Here is a 20,224-nt window from a genome sequence, read left to right as displayed (position 1 = left end):
AATGTTTGACTTGCTCATTTGCTTTTTTAATAGTGTGTGCTCACTTAAAATTTAACGTTGGCGCTTTGTTTTGTTCAGTTTTCAAAGAGCAATTTCACAATCGTTCTTTCGAACGGCTGTTTATTCATCATAACACATTATTGATTAGTTGTCAACTTCTGCGAAGTTTTTAACTTATTTTAAATCGCTGTGTTTTTCAGCGACCATTTCATCTTATCATTTTTATAGTAAGAAGTCAATAGTTATTTCTTTCAGCAATCTGCCGAAAGTGATGAAGTTTTTCGTTTCTCTTAGTTGGTGCTTATTTATATTAATCCCATTTCACATTAATGTCAACGCCTTTTTCCCATTTCTTTTATTTATATCTTTCACCGGTTATTGGCTTCTTCAGTTTATCAACAATTACAAGGCAATACTTATATAGTAGAAAGGTTGGCAACGATATATGGAATGGACCTAATAAGTATCTTATATCCTTTTTTAATGCTACTTAATGATAATGAAATCGGATTATAACCAAGTTGACTTCACAATTTTCATTATGCTATTATATAACCAAGTAAAATAATCGGAATAGTTAATTTTATTTATAACCATTCTATCAATAAAACTTAGCTAATTTAAAGGAGATGGGAATATGACAGCAGCAATGGTAATACCAGGTGCAGAATCTTTTTTCTTACCCGGCAATTCTATCGGCATTCTTATTTGCCATGGTTTTAACGGAACGCCACAAAGCGTAAGGTATTTAGGTGAAAAATTCGCCGCCAAAGGTTTTACTGTCTTCGCTCCCCGACTAGCGGGCCACGGAACGTATGAATATGAAATGGAAACGAGTCATTATCAGGAATGGATACAGGATGTTGAAATGGCTTATGCAAAATTAAAACGAACCTGCACCCATGTATTTGCCATCGGACAATCAATGGGAGGCGCCCTTGTTCTCGATTTAGCTACAAAAGTTGCTTGTGATGGAATTCTTACCATCAATGCCGCTCTCCAAGTTCCTGAATATGAAAAATATCGTAACCAATCGGTTCCGCGCTTCATTCCTGAAGGCAAGCCTGACATAAAAGACGGTACAACTAAAGAAATCACATATGACCAAGTTCCGGCAAAAGCTATTAATCAATTGCTCGATATAATGGAACATACCAGTCAAAAACTAGTAGACGTTTCGTGCCCGATACTCATCTTCCATTCTCCAGAAGATCACGTTGTACCAGACTCGTGTTCCTATCAGATTTACGATACTGTCATGTCCGGTGATAAGGAGATGGCTCCCCTTGAAAACTCATATCATGTGGCCTCGTTGGATCATGACAAAGATCATATCATTGATCGGTCATATCAGTTCATCCAGAGGTTAAGCAAAAGGGCAATAATCGCCTCTTAAACTCCTTACTCCATAAAAATCAGGTTTACCCTTACACTACATGGGTATATATAGTATATAAAGAAAAAGGAGGTAACATAATGAGCGGTTTATCGGACAAAGTAAAAAGTACTGTAAATAAAGTTAAAGGTGAAACGAAAGACCAAGTCGGAAACGCGAAAAATGATCCTCACTTACAAGCAGAAGGTAAAGTTGATAAATTAAAAGGCAATCTCCAAGATGGCATTAGTAAATTTAAAAATGACCGTTAATTGCAAATAACCGAATAGAGAATCCACTCTCTTAACGAACATTCTCATTTCATATAAGAGTGACCCCCTTTTATAGAGAAGAGGCGGCAGATAATCTGCCGCCTCTTCATTCTTCAATTCGCTTGTATAACAACAACACACATATCATCAGGTTGATCTTGCTGCATTTCCGGGGACATCAAAAAATCAATAGGGGGAGATTCTTTACAATCAAACCATCTTGTCGAGACCGCTTCTTTTATTTGGTCAAGTCCTTCCGTTCCTTCTCGATCTATTGCTTCCATGACTCCATCCGTAAATAGCATAAGCTGAATCTTCTCTTCATAATGAATGACGGATTTCTCTATTTTCATTTCGGTGAAGAACCCAACAGGACATGTCCCTTTTGAAAGTGAGGCCACTTTTCCATCGTCCATTAAAGCAAATCCCGGAGGATGTCCGGCATTCACATATTCCACTGTCTTTTGCTCTGTATCAATGATCATATAAATCGCGGTAAAATAATAATGCACTTGACTATCTTCTTTATTAAGGGTACTCATCCAGCGATTCATTTCGTTTATTACTGCCACTGGATCTGTATGTGTCCTTATGGCATCCCTCAATACGGAGGAAATGAACATGCACACAAGTGAGGCGGATATGCCGTGCCCCATCATATCCAACAGGATGATCCCATACCGATTTTCATCGATGCGGTGCCAATAGTACATATCCCCTGCTAATTTATTCGCAGGTAAGTATGATGCCCTTATAGTTAAGTGGTCATTTATAATGGGTTCACTTAATAAGCTGCTTTGAACCTGCATGGAAAGATCCAATTCATTGCGGATTTTTTCATCCTGCATTTTATGCCAATCTTTTTCATATTTAAGTCTTAACCCTACGCGAATCCTCGCAAGTAAATCTATTTTATTGATAGGCTTCATTATATAATCAATTCCACCAACATCAAGTGCCTCGGCCACCTTGTTTGAATCTTCAAGGGCGGTCACAAAAATCACGGGTATATCTCTAAGGTGAGGAATACTTTGAAGTCTCCTGCACGCCTCTATCCCATCGATCTCCGGCATCATGATATCAAGCAGAATGATATCAACTGAAGTCTCTTTAGGTTGCGGACTATCCACCTGTAAATATTCAAACATCTCAACAGCTGAAGTTAATGATAGAAAATCCGTATAGCCAGCTCGTTTTAGAATTTTCTCTATAACGAAAAGGTTAACCTGGTTATCATCTACGATTAAAATCGTCATTCTTTCATTCCCCTTTTGGCTTATATCGAGCGGCAACATTTATCTTTTTTTATTGATCTGTACTTTACTAAAACTCCTTAAAAAGGAAGTTTTCAATTATATTATAACGAAGTTCAGCCTCATTTAATAATGATAAACCACGCTAGCGATTTTACATGGAGACCAACTCAATATATATACCCCTTCTTCCGATACCTTAAACATAGATATGCAAAAAAAAAGTAAAAAATAATGCACTGAATTAAAAAGAAAGAGTCCGCTTATATGCGGACTCTTTCTTTTTACAATTTCCGATAAATTCGTTCCTTTGAGTCAAAGTCCTCATAATCTTCCGAAAAGGATGATGTATGCAGTGTTTCCTTGCTGCCAACCGCAAGAAAACCGTCTTTACAAAGACTGTCATAAAACAACTGATTAACATAGGTCTGTAATTCACCGGTAAAGTAAATCATCACATTCCGGCACATGATGATATGAAACTCATTGAACGAACCATCAGTAACTAAATTGTGCTGGAAAAACACAATGTTTTTAAGGAGACCCGAATCAAGATAAGCATTTTGATAATCGGTTGTATAATACTCCGAAAATTCCTGGTTTCCCCCAGCTTGCAAGTAGTTTTTCGTATAAGACTGCATTCTATTTAAAGGTAATATCCCTTTTTCCGCATGACGGAGGACTTCTTCATTCATATCAGTGGCATAAATCCTCGCCTTATCATAAAGCCCTTCTTCCTTGAGGATGATCGCCATAGAAAAGGCTTCTTCACCGGTCGAACAACCCGCATGCCAAATTCTGATTTCAGGAAGTTTTTTCAGGAGCGGTACAATATTTAAACGAAAGGCTTTAAAAAATTCCGGATCGCGAAACATTTCAGTGACATTTATCGAAAAATCTCCCAAAAGCTTCTCGACATACCCTTTTTCATATAAAACCATCTCTATCATTCCGCTAATCCTGCGAATATGGTCCAGTCTCATTCTATTTTCAACTCTTCTTTTTATTGAAGAACGCATATATTTGCGAAAGTCAAAGCCAGAAACGGTGTAAATGGCCTCTAACAATAATTCAATTTCCAAATCTTCTCTTTCTTCAATCGTTAAAGTATCCTTCATGCAAAACCTTCCTTACCCGTACGTACTATCAATCAATTAGTCAGCCATACTCTTAGGACGGATAGCAACTGATCCAGTTTCAACGGCTTGCTGACATAATCGGAAGCGCCAGCCTTCAGGCATTTTTCCCTATCGCCTTTCATCGCTTTCGCAGTTAGCGCGATGATTGGAAGTTCCTCGAACTTACTTTGCTCGCGAATTCTGGTCATCGTTTCGTAACCGTCCATGCCCGGCATCATGATATCCATCAATATAACATCTATATCGTTTCCTTTTTCAAGGAGTTCCAAACATTCGTAGCCGTTTTCAGCTGTAAGGATTTCCATCCCCTCATGCTTCAGCGCATTTTTCAGAGCAAATATATTACGGTGATCATCATCAACGACCAGTACTGTTTTATTGCAGAATGGTTTGACCTTATTCCGATCTTCTTCATCCATTATAACTACATCCGATTCTCCTTGACCGCCAAAGGCCGCGGTAGAATCATCGTGGCTAGCTGCTGCCACTTCCGGAGCAGCAGCTATTGCTTCGCCGACATTTTTGAAGCCCTCTGGCATACTTGGAATAAAGAAAGTAAAGGTACTGCCTTGCCCTTCTTCACTATCTACAATGACCCAGCCTCCCAGAAGTTTGGCAAATTCACGGCAAATAGATAGCCCTAGGCCTGTACCGCCATATTTTCTCATCGTAGCTCCGTCACCTTGCTGGAACGCTTCAAAGATAAGTTTTTGCTTCTCTTTTGATATTCCGATGCCCGTATCCGTCACCTTAATTTCAACCCAATTGCTAGCCCCTTTTGTCTGTATCCATTGTGCTACATTTTCTTCATCAGCTTTTTGGATTTGGACAGACACAGAACCTTTTTCCGTGAATTTAAATGCATTGGATAACAGGTTTTTCAAAATTTGCTGGAAGCGCTGTTCATCCGTAAAGAAGATATCCGGAACGTTTTTACTTTTTTCTATTATAAAGTCAATGTTCTTTTTCTTCGCTACATGATCGAAGTTACGGTGCAATAACTCAGGAAGTTCACTCAAATTCATTTCGTCAAAGACCACTTCAAGTTTTCCGACTTCAACTTTTGATAAATCCAAAATGTCATTGATCAACATTAATAAGTCTTGGCCCGATGAATTAATGACACGAGCGAATTCCTGTTGCTCTTCATTTAATTTACTATCATTTGGATCTGAAAGCATTTCAGATAAAATCAGAATACTATTGAGCGGTGTCCGCAATTCATGGGACATATTTGCCATGAACTCCGATTTGTATTTTGAACTTAACTTTAATTCTTCTGCCTGTTTTTCAAGATTTTGTTTTGCAACTTGAAGCTCTTTAGATTTCTCTTCAGTTTCACGATTTCTCTCTTCTAATTGTTCATTGATCATTCTCAGCTCTTCAGCCTGTGTTTGCAGTTCCTCCGATTGGGCTTGCATTTCCTCTGATTGTGACTGCAATTCTTCCGATTGAGCCTGTAACTCTTCGGTCTGTGCTTGTGATTCTTTCAATAAACGCTCTATTTCCATCCGGCCTTCTACATTATTAATCGTGATGCCTAAAGTATCAAGAACCTGGTTAAGGAAAGATTTTTGCAACTTCGTAAAAGTTTCCAAACTCGCCAGTTCCACCATCGCCACAACTTCATCCTCAAAAACGACTGGCGCAATGACAATGCTTTTAGGGTTGACTTCCCCTAATCCTGTCGTAACCAATTGAAAATCTTCAGGAATATCGTCAATGACTTTGGATTTCTTTTCAAGGGCGCATTGTCCGATCAGCCCTTCGCCAAGACGGAATTCACGTCTGCCTGAATCTTCGCCATCTCCAGCAAAGCTGGCAAGCTTCACAAAACGCATATCAACACCCTCACCCCGTTTGACGTAAAAAGCTCCAATTGAAGCCCCCATCATCGGTGCAAGTCTTGTAATGAACCGGTCAGCCAGAACCTCCACATCAACAATGCGCTGATACATGGTAGCTATATCCGCCACACGGGTCTGGATCCAGTTCTGTTCACTGATCTTTTCAGTGAAATCTTTCTCTTTTCGATTATAGTCTTCAAGAGATTCCGCCATATCATTGAACGATCTCGCTATATCACTAATTTCATCAGTAGTTCGAACCGGAATTCTTGGTATGACCGATAAATTTTTGAAATCGATATTTTTGATGACATTCGTAATCGATTGCAAATCCTTCGAAGTACTGCGAATCATCCAAACAACCGTTACGGAAATAACCAAAATGCTGAGGATAACCGCAAAAATCACAAAACCGATCATATCTTCATAGGTTTGTTTCGAATTACTTAATGTATCTTTCATGACGCCTTCTTGGTAATCTTTAAATTCGTCCATCGTACTGATGACTTTCGTACGTTTTTCCCTTTGATCAACCATCAGGCTTGTTAAATCCGATGAGTTTCCCGACTTTATCTTTTGGATGATCTCAGATTCCGTTATGGAGTAAGAAGCATATTGAGTCTCGAACTCTTTCAGTAATTGCTTTGCTTTCGTCTTATTTAACGTACCTGATAACCCAGCAATTTTTGATTCAATCAAACTATGATTCTCATTGATGATTTCGAGGCTCTCTGCTCTTTCTACTTTGTTTGCATCATTAGCTGCAAACAGGATTTCACGGTCCGACCTGGAAAAAAGCTGACGGATTTCCATCGAATCTTGAACTTTTTCATAGCGATTTTCAACTATTTCAGTCATGCTGCTCTTTAAATTGTTAAGCGTAACCATCATGAAAGAAAGTAAAATAGCCAAGAAAAGTAAGATTAAACCAAATCCCAACATTTGCTTCTTCTTAAAACCCATTTTCCCGCCCACCTTCGATACTTATTTATATCAGCCAAAAATAAACGGCTTTGCAAAATAAATCTTAATACTATCATCAGTACTACTTTTGAAGAACTTTTTTATATTGAAACTTTAAAATGATATATATAGATAGATTCATTGCTCAAAGTCAATTTTAACATTTTCCAAGCTAAAATGGTTACCTACAGTGTATTTTTTTATGGAATTTATTTTCCAATTACGCAACAGTCTGCTTTAACCATTGTTATGATGGTCATTGTTCGAACCAATGAGCATTAATAAAAGCCGAAAGTTTCCACTTTCGGCTTTTATTGTGATCCTATTTATTTAATCTTCTTCACTTCAACATATAAAACATGGTGGCCGTCCATTTCCTTTACAGTAAATTCATATCCGGCGTATTCGATTTTATCCCCGATTGCAATCTCAAATCTGCCTGTCAGGAACCATCCTCCCAATGTATCGATATCTTCCTCCGGCAAATCGATCGCCAAGGTATCATTGACATCTTCAACTAATGTTTTAGCGTCGAATACATAATGCCCTTCATCAATCTTTTGAATGAGCGGACGTTCATCCTGGTCAAATTCATCACGGATTTCCCCGACGATTTCTTCAAGAATGTCTTCAACCGTTACAAGACCGGCCGTTCCGCCATATTCATCAGTCAAAACTGCCATATGGATCCGTTCCTTCTGCATTTTCAGCAGCAAATCATGAATGGCGATCGTTTCAAGAACACGGATGATGGGTGTCACAAAGGAATCCACCGTCAAAGCTGTTACATTATCTTCTGTAATCGTCGCTGTATAAAGTCGCTTGATATTGACCATTCCCACAACATTATCTTTATCACCGTCTATGACCGGATATCTTGTGTATTGTTCTTCTTGAATAAGTTCAACAACTTCCAATAATGGCATGCCTTTTTCGATAACGGTCATTTCCGTACGCGGAACCATGATTTCATTGGCGATACGCTCATCAAATTCAAATATCTGATTTACATATTTGTATTCCGATTGGTTGATCTCACCGCTTTTATAGCTTTCCGATAAAATGATGCGCAGCTCTTCTTCGGAATGGGCCATTTCTGACTCAGATGCTGGCTTTAATCCGAAAATGCCTGTCAGAAGACGAGCAGAACCATTCAGTAACCAAATGAATGGGTATAAAATGCGGTAAAAGAGAATTAACGGCTTTGCAAAAAGCAAGGTTACCTCTTCAGCCTTTTGAATTGCAACCGTTTTTGGTGCCAGTTCACCGACTACAACATGAAGGAATGTTACGGAACCGAAAGCGATCAGGAACGAGATGATGTGACTTATGGATTCCTCTAATCCCCATTTAGTGAACAATGGTTTTAAGATCGCCTCCACCGTCGGTTCACCCAACACCCCCAAACCTAAGGCGGTTACTGTAATCCCCAATTGACAGGCAGATAAGTACTCATCGATATGCGTTGTCACTTTCTTGGCTGCGAGGGCATTTCTATGCCCTTCTTCAATTAATTGATTGATTCGGGAACTTCTGACTTTAACGATTGCAAATTCCGATGCTACGAAAAAAGCGGTTAATGCTATTAATACAGCTACTGCTAATAACTTTATAAAAATCTCCAATATGTGCGGGTTCGCCATATAGTGCCAATCCTTCTGACCTTTGGATTAGACATGTACGGCTTAATCCCAAGCACCTCCTGTATAAATGGTTATTTTCGTTTCAAAATGTTTTTTTTCCTTATAACATGAACCAAAACCATTTAGCCTATATTCGTTAATATGCACCTTCGTGCATAAAACTATAGAGATAAATTTTAATCATACCAGCAACAATAGTAATGATTGGATCAAGGCCATGCTTTCACTGGATACCTGTTTTTTTAGAAGAAGCTCACTTTTTCCATCCTTTTCAATCAAGGTGATGAATTCTTGAAGTTCCTCGTTCAGGCCATCCATTTTATTCTTGAGTTGAAGACCTTTTTCCTCAATTGCTGATGCGGCTTCCATTTCCTTTTTAAGTAGTTCTTTAATTTCTTCCAATGAAAGGTTTTCTCTTTTGTATCCTTCGATACGGCGGAGCCTTTCAAGTTCACCGACTGAATAATAACGGTAATTAGAGGCGGAACGTTCTGCTTTAAGCAAGCCTAGGTTCGTATAATAATCTACGGTTCGTTTCGTAACGTTCGCCATTTCCGCCAACTCGCCAATTTTTAAAGTCTCGTTCCCAACATAACCCCTCCTAACCGTCACGTGATGGTTTGACAAACTGAAAGCATGTCATTTCCTCCATGACGTTTTACTCTATTCAATCGTACATTATTTTATTTGAAATGAAAAATATTTATTACCCTCTTTTTACCCTTCAATGGAAAAACAAAAACCGATTAATTGAATAATCGGTTTAATTTTATCATTTAATCCACAGATTTATTTTTTTGTTTTAACTGAGAATTGATTGTTCAATATCTTAGGACCGCATTGGCATAGGGAAGAATGCTTTAGCCTTTTTATTGTTGTTCCGCATGTTTCACAAACTTTTGCTACCATTTATACTGTCCTCCTCACTTTAATTGCTTGTTATTTATTATACTACTTTTATAATGATAATCAATACTAAATTAAAATAATTATAAATAAGGTAGGCTTTGTCTTTATTTTATTAGCTTTCCACTTCACAAGTGATTATAATAAAGATAAAATATTATAAAACTCATAAGGAAAGTTGGTATTATTATGACGAATGAAATCCGTTCCATTCCCCGTCCCTTAGTACGAACGAATCAATGGGTCATTTTGTTAAGCGTAGCCACGGCCTTATTAACGGGACAAATGTGGATATTAGTGATTCCTTTAACAGCAGGACTTTTGGGTATGCTCTTTGATTTCAATCCAGTGATGCGTCTGGCCAAGCTCTTTCTGAAAAAGAAACCCTCCGATTATATTCCTGAAGATCATTCACAGCAACGATTCAACCAAGCCATAGCAGTCGTTTGCTTAGGACTTGGATTCACTTCTTTCTTGCTGGGGTGGAATGCTACCGGTTATATATTCACCTTGATGGTTGGAATGGCTTCTCTCATGGCCATTCTTGGATTCTGCATCGGCTGCTTTATCCTTTATCAATGGAAGCATTATTCCTATCGCCGATCTATTCGTTAATACCACAAATAAAATGGGACTGACATTCGTCAGTCCCATTTTATTATTCGGTTGCACGTGTCGAATTACTCTTTTTGACCCAAATGGTGGCCAATGCAATCAGCAATAATAATACACCTTGCGGTACCAGCGTTTCCATTGTTGGATAAAGACCTATCGTTTCTACAAATGGGAAAGAGCTGATCGTATTTGTCTGTATCACTTGAGAAACCTGAAGTGAGTGGATAGAGACTCCAAGAATCTTGAAAGCCAAGGCATATATGAGTATCGTTGCCACTTTAAAGAATAGGGTCATCGGTAATTTCACACTGTATCGCAGCATGATGAAACCGATCATCACTAAAATGAGGAAGGCAAGGAAAATCCCGCTCAGCAGCTGCTTTAATTCCATATAAGGAGCCATTCCAGCATAAAAGATAATCGTCTCGGCACCTTCACGGAATATGGATAGAAAACTGATTAAAGCGAATGAGATGATGCTCCCCGTCGCAATGGCCTGGTTCATTTGCTTGCCGATATACTGGTTCCATGCATGGACATTCGATTTACTATGAAGCCAAAGACCAATTGTCAACATCATCAATACTGCCATAATACCAGTGATTCCCTCAATATATTCCCGGTTTGAAGCAGCCGTGATCTGAGAGAAAACGATATTGATTATGACCGCCAATATGGAACTGGCAACTAAACCCGCAGCAACCCCTGTCCAAATCCATTTTTGTTTGTCCGCTTGCCCGATTTTCTTTAGGAAAGACAGTAATGTAGCTACAATCAAGAGTGCTTCCAACCCTTCCCGTAAAAGGATCAGAGCTGCATCCCAGGTTGTATAACCCGTATCCTCAATTAAAGAGAGTAACCTTGTGTTTAAATCGGATACGATTCCCTTTGCTTCATCCGCCTTTACCTTTTTCGATTGCAATAGGCTGATTGCGGTCGGAATTTTCGTTTCCATATCGCTGTAAAGCTTGCTGTCCCTTGTGGAAACCTCCCCTTCTACATTGGGCCAAATTGTTAAGATTTCATTTAGCTTATCAACGGCAGAATCGATGTCATCCTTTTCGATATCCGTTGCACTTCCTTGTAAAAGTTCTGTTACATCCCCAAGTGAATAGGTGTTTTTCTGGCTTCCCACTTCAACTTTACCAGCAAGGAAATCCTCGATTAGACCCTTCAATTCAGTTAAATTTTTTTGAGCCTTTTCCGGATCAGGTGGGTCTTGGGTAATCGCTATCCGCACAAAGGCCATTTTCGTTTCAAACTCACCATATGTAGCAACACTTTTCTCCCTGACAATGACCTCTGCATCGGTCCATTGATTCAGGAGATTGTTATATTGAACTTTGGCTTGATCAATGTCACCTTCAGTTATCAAAGCCTCCAACTTATCTATTAATGGAAGTATCGCTTGTAACCGTTCTTTATAGTCCGTCTTGTCCACAGGGTTTTCGTTTGTATCATAAATAACAAGAGTACTTGATAATGCCGATAATCGCTTTTTGATTTCACCTGTGGAGGCTTGGTCGCTCACAGCACTTTTTACAGCGGATAGCTTCTCGTCGACTTTCCTCGCACTCTCGCTGTCCGTTTTTATCGTTTTCCAATCTTGCTCGAATAGATCGATATTCTTCGATACTCCCTCAAGGTCGCCGGATTTTACCTTCATTAAACTATCGCCAATATAAACAAAAAGCTGATCATGGTTTTCACCCGCCGAAACCATCTTTATATCAGTCGAAAGAAATAAAAGACTGACGACTAAAACCAATATCCCACTCTTCCATCTAGAAACCGTCATAGTGGTCCCTCCTTATTCATGAACTAAAATCGCCAACTGGATAATATCCATGCTGGCGATTTTCACGTCCTCATTTGAAATTATATTTATCCAAAAAGGGAATCCCCGATATAGCCACCCTTTTTCACACCTGGTAAACAAGCGAACATGGCACTGCCCCTGTGAACGATATATTCGTTGAGCTTATCACTTTTCGCCAGTCGTTCTTGTATGGGTATGAATTGTTTACTTGGGTTTCGCTGAAAACAAATGAATAACAAGCCGGCATTGAAGCTCCCCGTTTTAGGATCCATTCCATCTGCATATGAATAGGGACGCCGCAATATCTTTGCTTTTCCGTCCCCCCTGGAAAGACTCATATGCGAATTTTCTGGAATGACCCGATTTCCATTTGGGTCTTTAGCTTCGAGATCCACGGTATCGAACTCATGCTTCATTCCTAGTGGGGCTCCGCTGTCGCGATGACGGCCAAACGTATTTTCTTGTTCTTTCAATATAGTCCGGTCCCAAACTTCAATGTACATCTGGATTCGGCGCACCACCATATAACTGCCTCCAACAAGCCAGTCAGGACCGTCCTCACCCTTCACCCAAACATGCTCATTCATTTCATTATTATCATTCGTATCCGGATTGACAGTCCCATCCTTAAACCCGAATAAGTTCCGCGGTGTCGTTTTCTGTGAATCGGCTTGCTTTGTACGTTGAAATCCTGTTTGTGCCCAATGAATGATCGCTTTCCCCCTGCCGATCCTCACTAAGTTCCGGACGGCATGGAAAGCCACTTGAAGATCATCTGCACATGCTTGAATACAAATATCCCCACCGCTCCATTCTTCTTCTAAAGCATCTAAAGGGAATTGGGGCAGGTCCTTTAATTCAGCAGGTCTTTTTGATTTCAAACCAAATCGATCTTTGCCATCCTTCGAAAAAAGGGTCGGACCCACGCCAAAAGTGATCGTTAAATTGGATGGTGATAATTCTTTCGCTTCCCCCGTATCCTTTGGGGGCATATTCGTATTAAGTGATGTATCACCAATCAAATTCCCTGCTGACATCTGAGCCGCAGCCTCTGTCCAATCCTTAAATAACTGAATTAAGTCTGACCTTTTATCCGTGGTTACTTCCAATGATGCGAAGTAAAGGTTATCTTGCGCTTCAGTGGTGATACCAGCTTGGTGCGCTCCATAAAAAGGAACAATATCCTTAGTTTGTCCCTTCGCCTTTTGTTCAGAAAGTGTCAGCAGCCCGCCAAAACCGGATGCCCCTATCACGACTCCGATTCCACCGACTCCTGCCGTTTTCAACATATTTCGACGACTCACCTTTTTTGTAAAAAGTCCGGTTTCATCTTTCGGTGTATGTTCTTTCAATTAAGATTCCTCCGTTACAATCCCTATTTGCGAAAGTGGTTCAGCTAATGCATCAATTGCTTGACTTAGCTCTTTGACTTCAGATTCCTTTAAATCCGTATATGAGATGTAGCCATTCCCTTCCTTATGCTTTTCAAGCAAGCCGTACACATCGTCAAAACGTTTTTGGATTTCCGCAGCAAGCTGCGCATCCTTTTCTTTTAAAGCTGGAGTAAGCAGTTCATAGATCTTCTCTGCACCTTCAACATTTGCCACAAAATCATATAAATCGGTATGGGAGTATCGGTCCTCTTCTCCTGTCACTTTACTCGTGGAAACTTCATTCAATAAATCCACCGCACCCGTGATCAACAAATCGGGTGTCACCTCAACCGTTTCAACTTTAGCACGAAGCAAATTAACATCACTCATTAATTGCTCTGCATACTTTTCGTATCCTTTCGTTGTATTTTCTTCCCATAATCCCATTTCAATCTTATGGTAACCGCCCCATTCTTCATCTTTGACATCCCCTTTACGCGCATCGATTTTGGGATCAAGATCGCCAAAAACTTCAGCGATGGGTTCCGCTCTCTCATAATGCATCCGTGCTGGTGCGTATAATTCCTTCGCCTTTTCAATATCACCGGCAGATACGGCCGTAGTGAATTCTTCCGTTGCGTTTACGAACTCTTCTATTTCACCAATGGCATATTCCCGGTACTCGCTAGATACACCATCAAGCTTACTCGCACTCACTTCTTTGGCCTTATCGTCAGCCGGTTTAGTTCCTTCCTTTTCCTGCGCACAGCCAAATAATAGACTGGTTGATAGTAAGACTGCTAATGACGCTTTTGCTTTCTTCATATTGTATTCTCCCTTTGAAATGGTTTGTAGATTCATATTAGCAGATAATGAAATTCATTATCAATATATATTTTAATGGAAACATGACATTATGCATTCTCTTCCAAAAACTTATTCCTTTTCCTTTCGGATGATAAGCCACCAGCTGGCTAAAAATAAAAAAGGCAGCCTATAAATCAGCTACCTTTCACGCTCACTCATTAACTTGTCATTTTCTTTGTCCATGATTTTCGTGATATCCACAACAAATTCATTGATCAATATTAGCTCTTGCTCATTATAAGCGGAGCATAACTCCTTGGTGGCCACAGAAAGCGATTGATAGTGCAATTTAATCTGTTCCTGTCTTTCCGGTATCGGCACAATCATGACCCTTCTTCCATCCAATTGATCTCGTTCTCTTTTAACATAACCGGATTTCTCAAGGCGATTGATCAGTGCCGTAACCGATCCCGTACTCAATCCTGTAATTTTGGATAATTCACCGGCTGTAATCGGTCCTGTTTCATTCAATATTTCAGCACTCTTTAAGTCCGTATGGGATACCCCTATTTTCTGGGCCATGTTTTGTTGAAATAAAACGGACCTCATACCATACCGCTGCAATCTTTGTGTTAAACTCTCTAACAGAGCTGCATTCACCCCATTATCGCTTGACATAAAATGCCACCCCTTTTACACTTAAATTTATCTTGATTTTCAAGATAAATGTTTTGTTTCATCTTAACGTTTACCCTTCAACCATGTAAAGGAAATTCATTAGCTGGTTGATATGAAGGAGGAAAATAAATGAACGTTCAAAAAAAACAAAAATTCATTGTTGCCGGTTTACTTTTGGGTATCTTGATGTCAGCAATGGATAATACGATTGTTGCGACTGCAATGGGAACGATCGTTTCTGATTTAGGCGGGTTCGATAAGTTTGTATGGGTGACATCTGCCTATATGGTCGCCACGATGGCAAGTATGCCGATTTTCGGTAAGCTTTCCGACATGTATGGAAGAAAGCGGTTTTTTATTTTTGGACTTATAGTCTTTTTGGTCGGTTCCGCATTATGCGGCATGGCTCAGAGCATCGTGCAGTTAAGTATCTTCCGTGCAATCCAGGGGATAGGCGGAGGCGCTTTGATGCCTATAGCCTTTACGATCATTTTTGATATTTTCCCACCTGAAAAACGCGGGAAATTAACTGGCCTTTTCGGCGCTGTATTTGGGGCTTCAAGTGTATTGGGACCGCTTTTAGGTGCTTATATTACTGAATACTCCAGCTGGCACTGGATTTTCTACGTCAATGTTCCGATTGGTGTCATTTCTTTATTTTTCATCTGGAATTATTACAAGGAGTCACCCAACACACAAGAACAAAAAATTGACTGGGGTGGCGCAGCAACTCTCGTCATTGCCGTTATCAGCTTAATGTTCGCTCTCGAACTGGGCGGGGAGTATGGCTGGAGTTCCTCTCCTATCATAGGTCTGTTTGCCAGTTTCGTGGTTTTCTTCGTTTCATTTTTCTTTTTCGAAAAAAGAGCAAAAGATCCAATCATTTCATTATGGCTGTTTAAAAGGCGATTATTTGCCACTTCTCAGATTTTAGCCATTCTTTATGGCGGCACATTCATTATTTTAACCGTCTATATCCCGATTTTCGTCCAGGCAGTCTACGGCGGTTCCGCAACAAATGCAGGATTGATCCTCACTCCCATGATGCTTGGTTCAGTATTCGGCAGTGCAGTTGGCGGGATATTCAATACAAAAACAAGCTTTCGCAACTTAATGACGATTTCCGTCATCTGTTATTTTGCAGGAATGCTTCTATTAGGGACCATCACCCCTGATACCAGCAGGACTTTATTAACTTTGTACATGATTCTGACTGGATTTGGCATGGGCTTTTCCTTCTCCCTTTTGCCTATTGCGTCCATTCACAACTTGGAACCTAGATTCAGGGGGTCGGCCAACTCCACAAACTCATTCCTCCGTTCATTTGGGATGACACTCGGTGTAACGATTTATGGAGCGATTCAGACCAATGTATTCCAAAGTAAAATGACGGATGCGTTTAAAGGAATGCAAGGAGGTCCGGATACAGCCGGATTGATGGATGACCCACGGCAGCTCTTCCAATCGGATGCACGTGCCGAGATTCCGGACTTTATCCTGGATAAAATCGTTCATGCAATGTCCGATTCGATTTCATTGATCTTCACCTTGGCCCTCATTCCGATCGGTCTTGCTGCAATCACTGTGTTCTTCATGGGAAAAACAAGAGTGGAAACAGCTTCAAAAAAGGAATCAATACAATAAACAAAAAGCGCTGCACTTGCAGCGCTTTTTGTTATTTTCATCTCCCTTCTATTAATGGGAGGTGAAGATTGCCGAAAAATCATTCCACAACTAAAATATAAGTAACACATTTACGTACCGAGGTGAGAAGTTTGAAAATCGTATGTTTTGGTGACAGTTTAACAAGAGGCATTTCTTATGTTAAGGGGCGCCTTCGCATCATTAAAGAAAATTATCCGAACTCTTTAGCTAAGCTAACAGAATCTTTGCCATTCGTGGAAGTCTTGAATAAAGGGGTTTTCAATGACAACTCCGACCTGTTGGTTAGCCGAATCGAGAAGGACGTCATGTCGGAAAATCCCGATATCGTATTAATCGAGGTCGGTGGAAACGACTGTAACTTCCATTGGGATGAAGTAGCCAAGAATCCAGAAGGTGACCATGAGCCCATCGTTCCAATCGAACGCTACCTGGATAATATCACACAACTTGTCAAGCAGATTCAGGGCAAGCATGTAAAACCATTCCTTTTAACTCTCCCGCCACTTGACCCTGCCAGGTATTACAGATCCATTGCCGATAAGTTCGGTCATTCGATCGGGCATTTCGTTTCCCATGTCGGTGGTATTGAACATTGGCATGGGATGTATAATCGCCAATTGAAACACCTTGCAGAGGAACTGAAGGTGCCTTTGATTGATGTCCGTTCCTATATTAAATCCTCCGGCGACTTAGGGCGCTTGATTAGTGATGATGGCATCCACCTCACTTCAGAAGGATACCAGCAAATGAGCATGGCCATATTCAGTGATTTGCAAAAGCATATGGAAGAAGATATTCTTCCTCAGCCATAACGAAAAAAAGGCAAAGCATGGCGCTTTGCCTTTTTTTGGCCTTACAGACTTTTCACTTCCACATTTTCCGGAAGCTTGAAAGGGTTTTCGGTGTTGATCCGGTCATAAAACATCATCCCGTTTAAATGATCTAACTCATGTTGAAAAACGATTGCAGCAAAGCCCTTCAGCCGCATCTCTATTTCCTCGCCATTACCATCCAACGCTTTAATTTTAACCCGTTCATAACGCGGTACATATCCTTTAATATCACGGTCGACAGAAAGGCAGCCTTCACTTTGCGGTAAATAGATCATTGTGGCCGAATGACTGATGATTTTCGGATTCACAAGGGCATATTCAAACAGCTTCCCCTTTTCGTCGGGAAAATACATGACGAACATGCGTTTATTCAAGCCTATCTGATTTGCAGACAACCCAACTCCTTCACGCAGGTTGAACTTCTTTTGGAGTTTTGGATCCTGACTATTTTTCAGGTATTGCATCATGCATTCCAACGTTTCACGATCTTCATCCGAAATCGGCAGGCTAACTTCATCCGTTACCTGACGCAGAATGGGATCCCCTTCTCTAACGATATCCTTCATCGTAATCATATAGTCTTTTATAAATTTACTCATAGAACTTCACACTCTTCTACCATTTTATTTTTTCATGACTTAGACCCTTTCACTTTAGCATTTCGCTTTTAAAAAGTCTAATATGCTGGTTAGATTAAATATTTCAAAATTCCGGACTCATTAAACTTCCATAATAGATATTATTTCTTGCATTTCACATTATTTACCTTTATTTTAAGGTACAAAGACCTATAGATTACATGTTTAAAAATTTTATACTGGATATATACTCTTAAAGGAGATGAAAAATTGAACTCGAACTCTAAATTAGTTTCGAAATTGCTGCCGTTCCTTACGGCTCTCATTGTGATAATCGCTGGAGTCAGTTGGTATGTTGTTACTCAGTCAAAGGATATGGTCATTCCCTTTTCTTCGGTAGAAAAGACGATTAAAGCCCAAAATGGAGCCCTTGTCACCATTGAAGAAAAAAGAAATGGCACTCTTCACATCTCCACGCCAGATGGAGAATATGTTTCCAATATTCCTCCCAACAGTCAAATGATCAATAAACTTGTCGAAACTTATAACGTTCAATATTCTTTTTCATCAACTAATAAATCTGCATTATGGATTTTAGGCGGATTAATGGCGGCTCTCGTCACAACCGGTGTCATAATACAGAAAAAATCAAAGAACGGATTGCGGATCGGCAGTAAAAAACAAAGCCTTTCCACCCCAAAACCCCTGCCAGAGATAACTTTGGATGATGTAGGCGGTTTGCAATCCGAAATCAAACAGGAAATCCTACAGACACTCACTACACTGAAGGAACCTGAACGTTCAGCTAAAATTGGAATTAAGCCGCCTCAAGGCATTTTATTATATGGCCCCCCTGGAACGGGGAAAACACTGCTTGCACAGGCAATTGCAAAAGAGCTTGGTGCAAACTTCTTCTCAACGAGCGGTTCAGCCTTCAACGAAATGTTTGTTGGTGTCGGTGCAGCCCGTGTCCGCAGCCTTTTCCAAAATGCACGTAAGCAATCGCCAGCCGTTATTTTCATCGATGAAGTGGACGCGTTGGCTGGTAAAAGGAAAGCTCATGGCGGGGAAGAAGGCGAAAAAACGTTAACTGAACTGCTTGTGCAATTGGATGGAGGCCATCCAAATGAAGGTATTTTATTCATTGCAGCGACCAACCGGAAAGATATGCTCGATGAGGCATTTCTACGTCCGGGCAGGATCGATTTTTCTTTCCAAGTTCCACTTCCAGATACAAAAGGAAGAAAGGAAATCATCGATATCCATACGAAGGGAAAGCGTCTAGCGACAGATGTCCTGGCTTCCCTGGATGAGTTGGCTGAAAGTACATCCGGTTTCTCCGGCGCTGACTTAAGCTCCCTGTTCGATACTGCCTCACGTCATGCCCTGAGGAATGAACAGGACATGATTCGTAAGCAGGACCTTGATTACGCCATTGACCGTACGATACTTGGAGCGACATCACGTACCTTGAATGATGCGGATACGAAGCGGCGCGTGGCCATTCATGAAAGTGGACATGCCCTGATTGCCGCTTTGACAAAGCCCGGTTCCGTTCGAAAGGCGACCATCATTCCGCGTGGGGAAGCCCTTGGATATGTAGCGCCAATACCAAAAGAACTCCATCTGGCAACAGCCAGTGAATTGCTTGATCAAGTCAAAATGATCTTAGCAGGTGGCGTGGCGGAAAGAATGTATTTAGGAGAACATAGCATCGGTGTAGGCGGAGATGTACAACAGGCGAAGCATCTGCTTGAACAAATGGTCGATACCGGAATGCTTCAAGATGGATTTACCCTCACCTTTAATAAAGGTGAGAAGGAGCAAAAGATGCAGGAATTATTCACGAAGGCGATTTCTGAAACGGAAATGTTGATTGACTCGAATCGCTTACAATATGAAGAGCTCGTTGAAGAGTTATTGAAAAAAGAGACACTTGAAGGATCAGAGGTTCAGCGTATCGTTGATGCTTCAGAAATAACCGGCATATGCTCGAATGCTTAAGACTCTTTTTCGTTGAGTCTTATAAGTACCTAATATAATTTTTAGAGCCTGTTTCCAATCGAACAGGCTCTTTTTTTATCATATATGGCCGCAGGACAAAGAAATGAATTAACCAGATGGATATTCCTCATACTAGTCAACGCGATATGATCTTTTACGGTTTTTCCTCCTCTTGACCACCTTGACACTCCCTTTCCTAATCAAAATCAAATATTCGATGGCAGCTCAAATACAATCCCCTTGGCAGATATGAATTTCAGAAAGTTTTCCGCTCCTCGATGCGAAGGCCATGGACTTCCGTCTGTTCTTACAGGTAACTCACTGACCACAACAGGCAGAGTGAAATCATAATATCGTTCAGAATGAAGGAAGAAACATTAAAATAGGTACCCCAGGCGAAATAATTACACCTGCCGTTTGGAAGAAGTCTTTCGTATTCACGCAAGGGTCATGA

Annotated in this window: 16 protein-coding genes; 6 read left to right on the top strand and 10 right to left on the bottom strand. The window is 40.4% G+C overall.

Going from position 1 to position 20,224, the window contains the following annotated elements; genetic code table 11:
* The first annotated feature begins 637 nt into the window (after positions 1-637).
* Together ACQKFG_RS25485 and ACQKFG_RS25480 are read left to right on the top strand one after the other, a co-directional pair.
* Positions 638-1,396 (top strand): alpha/beta hydrolase, encoded by a 759-nt coding sequence (locus tag ACQKFG_RS25485; RefSeq protein ID WP_349730347.1) that lies wholly within the window; start codon positions 638-640, stop codon positions 1,394-1,396.
* An 80-nt stretch (positions 1,397-1,476) separates the two neighbouring features.
* Positions 1,477-1,647: a CsbD family protein gene (locus ACQKFG_RS25480; RefSeq protein ID WP_349730348.1), complete on the top strand. Its 171-nt coding sequence runs from the start codon at positions 1,477-1,479 to the stop codon at positions 1,645-1,647.
* Between the two features lie 113 nt (positions 1,648-1,760).
* Here ACQKFG_RS25480 and ACQKFG_RS25475 read toward each other — a convergent pair whose 3' ends face one another.
* The 5 genes from ACQKFG_RS25475 to ACQKFG_RS25455 all read right to left on the bottom strand — a co-directional run bounded on the left by ACQKFG_RS25475 (position 1,761) and on the right by ACQKFG_RS25455 (position 9,104).
* Positions 1,761-2,903, bottom strand: a complete 1,143-nt coding sequence (locus tag ACQKFG_RS25475; RefSeq protein WP_427563855.1) for a PP2C family protein-serine/threonine phosphatase — start codon at positions 2,901-2,903, stop codon at positions 1,761-1,763.
* Between the two features lie 281 nt (positions 2,904-3,184).
* Positions 3,185-4,018: a CheR family methyltransferase gene (locus tag ACQKFG_RS25470; protein ID WP_192207512.1), complete on the bottom strand. Its 834-nt coding sequence runs from the start codon at positions 4,016-4,018 to the stop codon at positions 3,185-3,187.
* A 32-nt stretch (positions 4,019-4,050) separates the two neighbouring features.
* Positions 4,051-6,849 (bottom strand): response regulator, encoded by a 2,799-nt coding sequence (locus ACQKFG_RS25465; RefSeq protein WP_427563853.1) that lies wholly within the window; start codon positions 6,847-6,849, stop codon positions 4,051-4,053.
* Between the two features lie 326 nt (positions 6,850-7,175).
* On the bottom strand, positions 7,176-8,474 hold the full coding sequence (locus ACQKFG_RS25460) for a hemolysin family protein (RefSeq protein ID WP_192208119.1): 1,299 nt from the start codon (positions 8,472-8,474) through the stop codon (positions 7,176-7,178).
* Between the two features lie 198 nt (positions 8,475-8,672).
* Positions 8,673-9,104, bottom strand: a complete 432-nt coding sequence (locus tag ACQKFG_RS25455) for a MerR family transcriptional regulator (protein WP_228467645.1) — start codon at positions 9,102-9,104, stop codon at positions 8,673-8,675.
* A gap of 483 nt (positions 9,105-9,587) precedes the next feature.
* On the opposite strand from ACQKFG_RS25455, the gene ACQKFG_RS25450 reads away from it, so the two are divergent.
* On the top strand, positions 9,588-10,013 hold the full coding sequence (locus tag ACQKFG_RS25450; protein WP_349730351.1) for a DUF4395 domain-containing protein: 426 nt from the start codon (positions 9,588-9,590) through the stop codon (positions 10,011-10,013).
* A gap of 43 nt (positions 10,014-10,056) precedes the next feature.
* On the opposite strand, the gene ACQKFG_RS25445 is transcribed toward ACQKFG_RS25450, so the two are convergent.
* The 4 genes from ACQKFG_RS25445 to ACQKFG_RS25430 all read right to left on the bottom strand — a co-directional run bounded on the left by ACQKFG_RS25445 (position 10,057) and on the right by ACQKFG_RS25430 (position 14,690).
* Positions 10,057-11,811 (bottom strand): FTR1 family iron permease, encoded by a 1,755-nt coding sequence (locus ACQKFG_RS25445; RefSeq protein WP_427563851.1) that lies wholly within the window; start codon positions 11,809-11,811, stop codon positions 10,057-10,059.
* An 86-nt stretch (positions 11,812-11,897) separates the two neighbouring features.
* On the bottom strand, positions 11,898-13,184 hold the full coding sequence (gene efeB, locus ACQKFG_RS25440) for an iron uptake transporter deferrochelatase/peroxidase subunit (protein ID WP_427563849.1): 1,287 nt from the start codon (positions 13,182-13,184) through the stop codon (positions 11,898-11,900).
* Positions 13,185-14,030 (bottom strand): iron uptake system protein EfeO, encoded by an 846-nt coding sequence (gene efeO / locus ACQKFG_RS25435; RefSeq protein ID WP_192207507.1) that lies wholly within the window; start codon positions 14,028-14,030, stop codon positions 13,185-13,187. It abuts the gene before it with no gap.
* Positions 14,031-14,210: 180 nt separating this feature from the next.
* On the bottom strand, positions 14,211-14,690 hold the full coding sequence (locus tag ACQKFG_RS25430) for a MarR family transcriptional regulator (protein WP_192207506.1): 480 nt from the start codon (positions 14,688-14,690) through the stop codon (positions 14,211-14,213).
* 129 nt (positions 14,691-14,819) lie between these two features.
* On the opposite strand from ACQKFG_RS25430, the gene ACQKFG_RS25425 reads away from it, so the two are divergent.
* Together ACQKFG_RS25425 and ACQKFG_RS25420 are read left to right on the top strand one after the other, a co-directional pair.
* The gene (locus ACQKFG_RS25425; protein ID WP_192207505.1) at positions 14,820-16,334 is read left to right on the top strand and encodes an MDR family MFS transporter; all 1,515 of its coding nucleotides are present in this window, start codon (positions 14,820-14,822) and stop codon (positions 16,332-16,334) included.
* A 131-nt stretch (positions 16,335-16,465) separates the two neighbouring features.
* Positions 16,466-17,167 carry an SGNH/GDSL hydrolase family protein gene (locus ACQKFG_RS25420; protein WP_192207504.1) on the top strand — a complete coding sequence of 234 codons (702 nt, stop codon included), beginning with the start codon at positions 16,466-16,468 and terminating at the stop codon, positions 17,165-17,167.
* 41 nt (positions 17,168-17,208) lie between these two features.
* Here ACQKFG_RS25420 and def read toward each other — a convergent pair whose 3' ends face one another.
* The gene (gene def / locus ACQKFG_RS25415; RefSeq protein WP_048688779.1) at positions 17,209-17,787 is read right to left on the bottom strand and encodes a peptide deformylase; all 579 of its coding nucleotides are present in this window, start codon (positions 17,785-17,787) and stop codon (positions 17,209-17,211) included.
* A gap of 249 nt (positions 17,788-18,036) precedes the next feature.
* On the opposite strand from def, the gene ACQKFG_RS25410 reads away from it, so the two are divergent.
* On the top strand, positions 18,037-19,770 hold the full coding sequence (locus tag ACQKFG_RS25410; RefSeq protein WP_192207503.1) for an AAA family ATPase: 1,734 nt from the start codon (positions 18,037-18,039) through the stop codon (positions 19,768-19,770).
* Positions 19,771-20,224 lie beyond the last annotated feature (454 nt).

This window comes from Peribacillus sp. NPDC076916 (assembly GCF_050269675.1).
GTDB lineage: Bacteria > Bacillota > Bacilli > Bacillales > DSM-1321 > Peribacillus > Peribacillus aracenensis.
Note: the sequence above shows the minus strand (reverse complement) of the source record. Positions and strands in the feature narration are given on the sequence as shown.

What these genes read in the sequence shown, in the direction of transcription:
- ACQKFG_RS25485 (WP_349730347.1), top strand. Translation starts at nt 638, where the DNA reads ATGACAGCAGCAATGGTAATACCAGGTGCAGAATCTTTTTTCTTACCC.
- ACQKFG_RS25480 (WP_349730348.1), top strand. Translation starts at nt 1,477, where the DNA reads ATGAGCGGTTTATCGGACAAAGTAAAAAGTACTGTAAATAAAGTTAAA.
- ACQKFG_RS25475 (WP_427563855.1), bottom strand. Translation starts at nt 2,903, where the DNA reads ATGACGATTTTAATCGTAGATGATAACCAGGTTAACCTTTTCGTTATA.
- ACQKFG_RS25470 (WP_192207512.1), bottom strand. Translation starts at nt 4,018, where the DNA reads ATGAAGGATACTTTAACGATTGAAGAAAGAGAAGATTTGGAAATTGAA.
- ACQKFG_RS25465 (WP_427563853.1), bottom strand. Translation starts at nt 6,849, where the DNA reads ATGGGTTTTAAGAAGAAGCAAATGTTGGGATTTGGTTTAATCTTACTT.
- ACQKFG_RS25450 (WP_349730351.1), top strand. Translation starts at nt 9,588, where the DNA reads ATGACGAATGAAATCCGTTCCATTCCCCGTCCCTTAGTACGAACGAAT.
- ACQKFG_RS25445 (WP_427563851.1), bottom strand. Translation starts at nt 11,811, where the DNA reads ATGACGGTTTCTAGATGGAAGAGTGGGATATTGGTTTTAGTCGTCAGT.
- efeO (WP_192207507.1), bottom strand. Translation starts at nt 14,030, where the DNA reads ATGAAGAAAGCAAAAGCGTCATTAGCAGTCTTACTATCAACCAGTCTA.
- ACQKFG_RS25430 (WP_192207506.1), bottom strand. Translation starts at nt 14,690, where the DNA reads ATGTCAAGCGATAATGGGGTGAATGCAGCTCTGTTAGAGAGTTTAACA.
- ACQKFG_RS25425 (WP_192207505.1), top strand. Translation starts at nt 14,820, where the DNA reads ATGAACGTTCAAAAAAAACAAAAATTCATTGTTGCCGGTTTACTTTTG.
- def (WP_048688779.1), bottom strand. Translation starts at nt 17,787, where the DNA reads ATGAGTAAATTTATAAAAGACTATATGATTACGATGAAGGATATCGTT.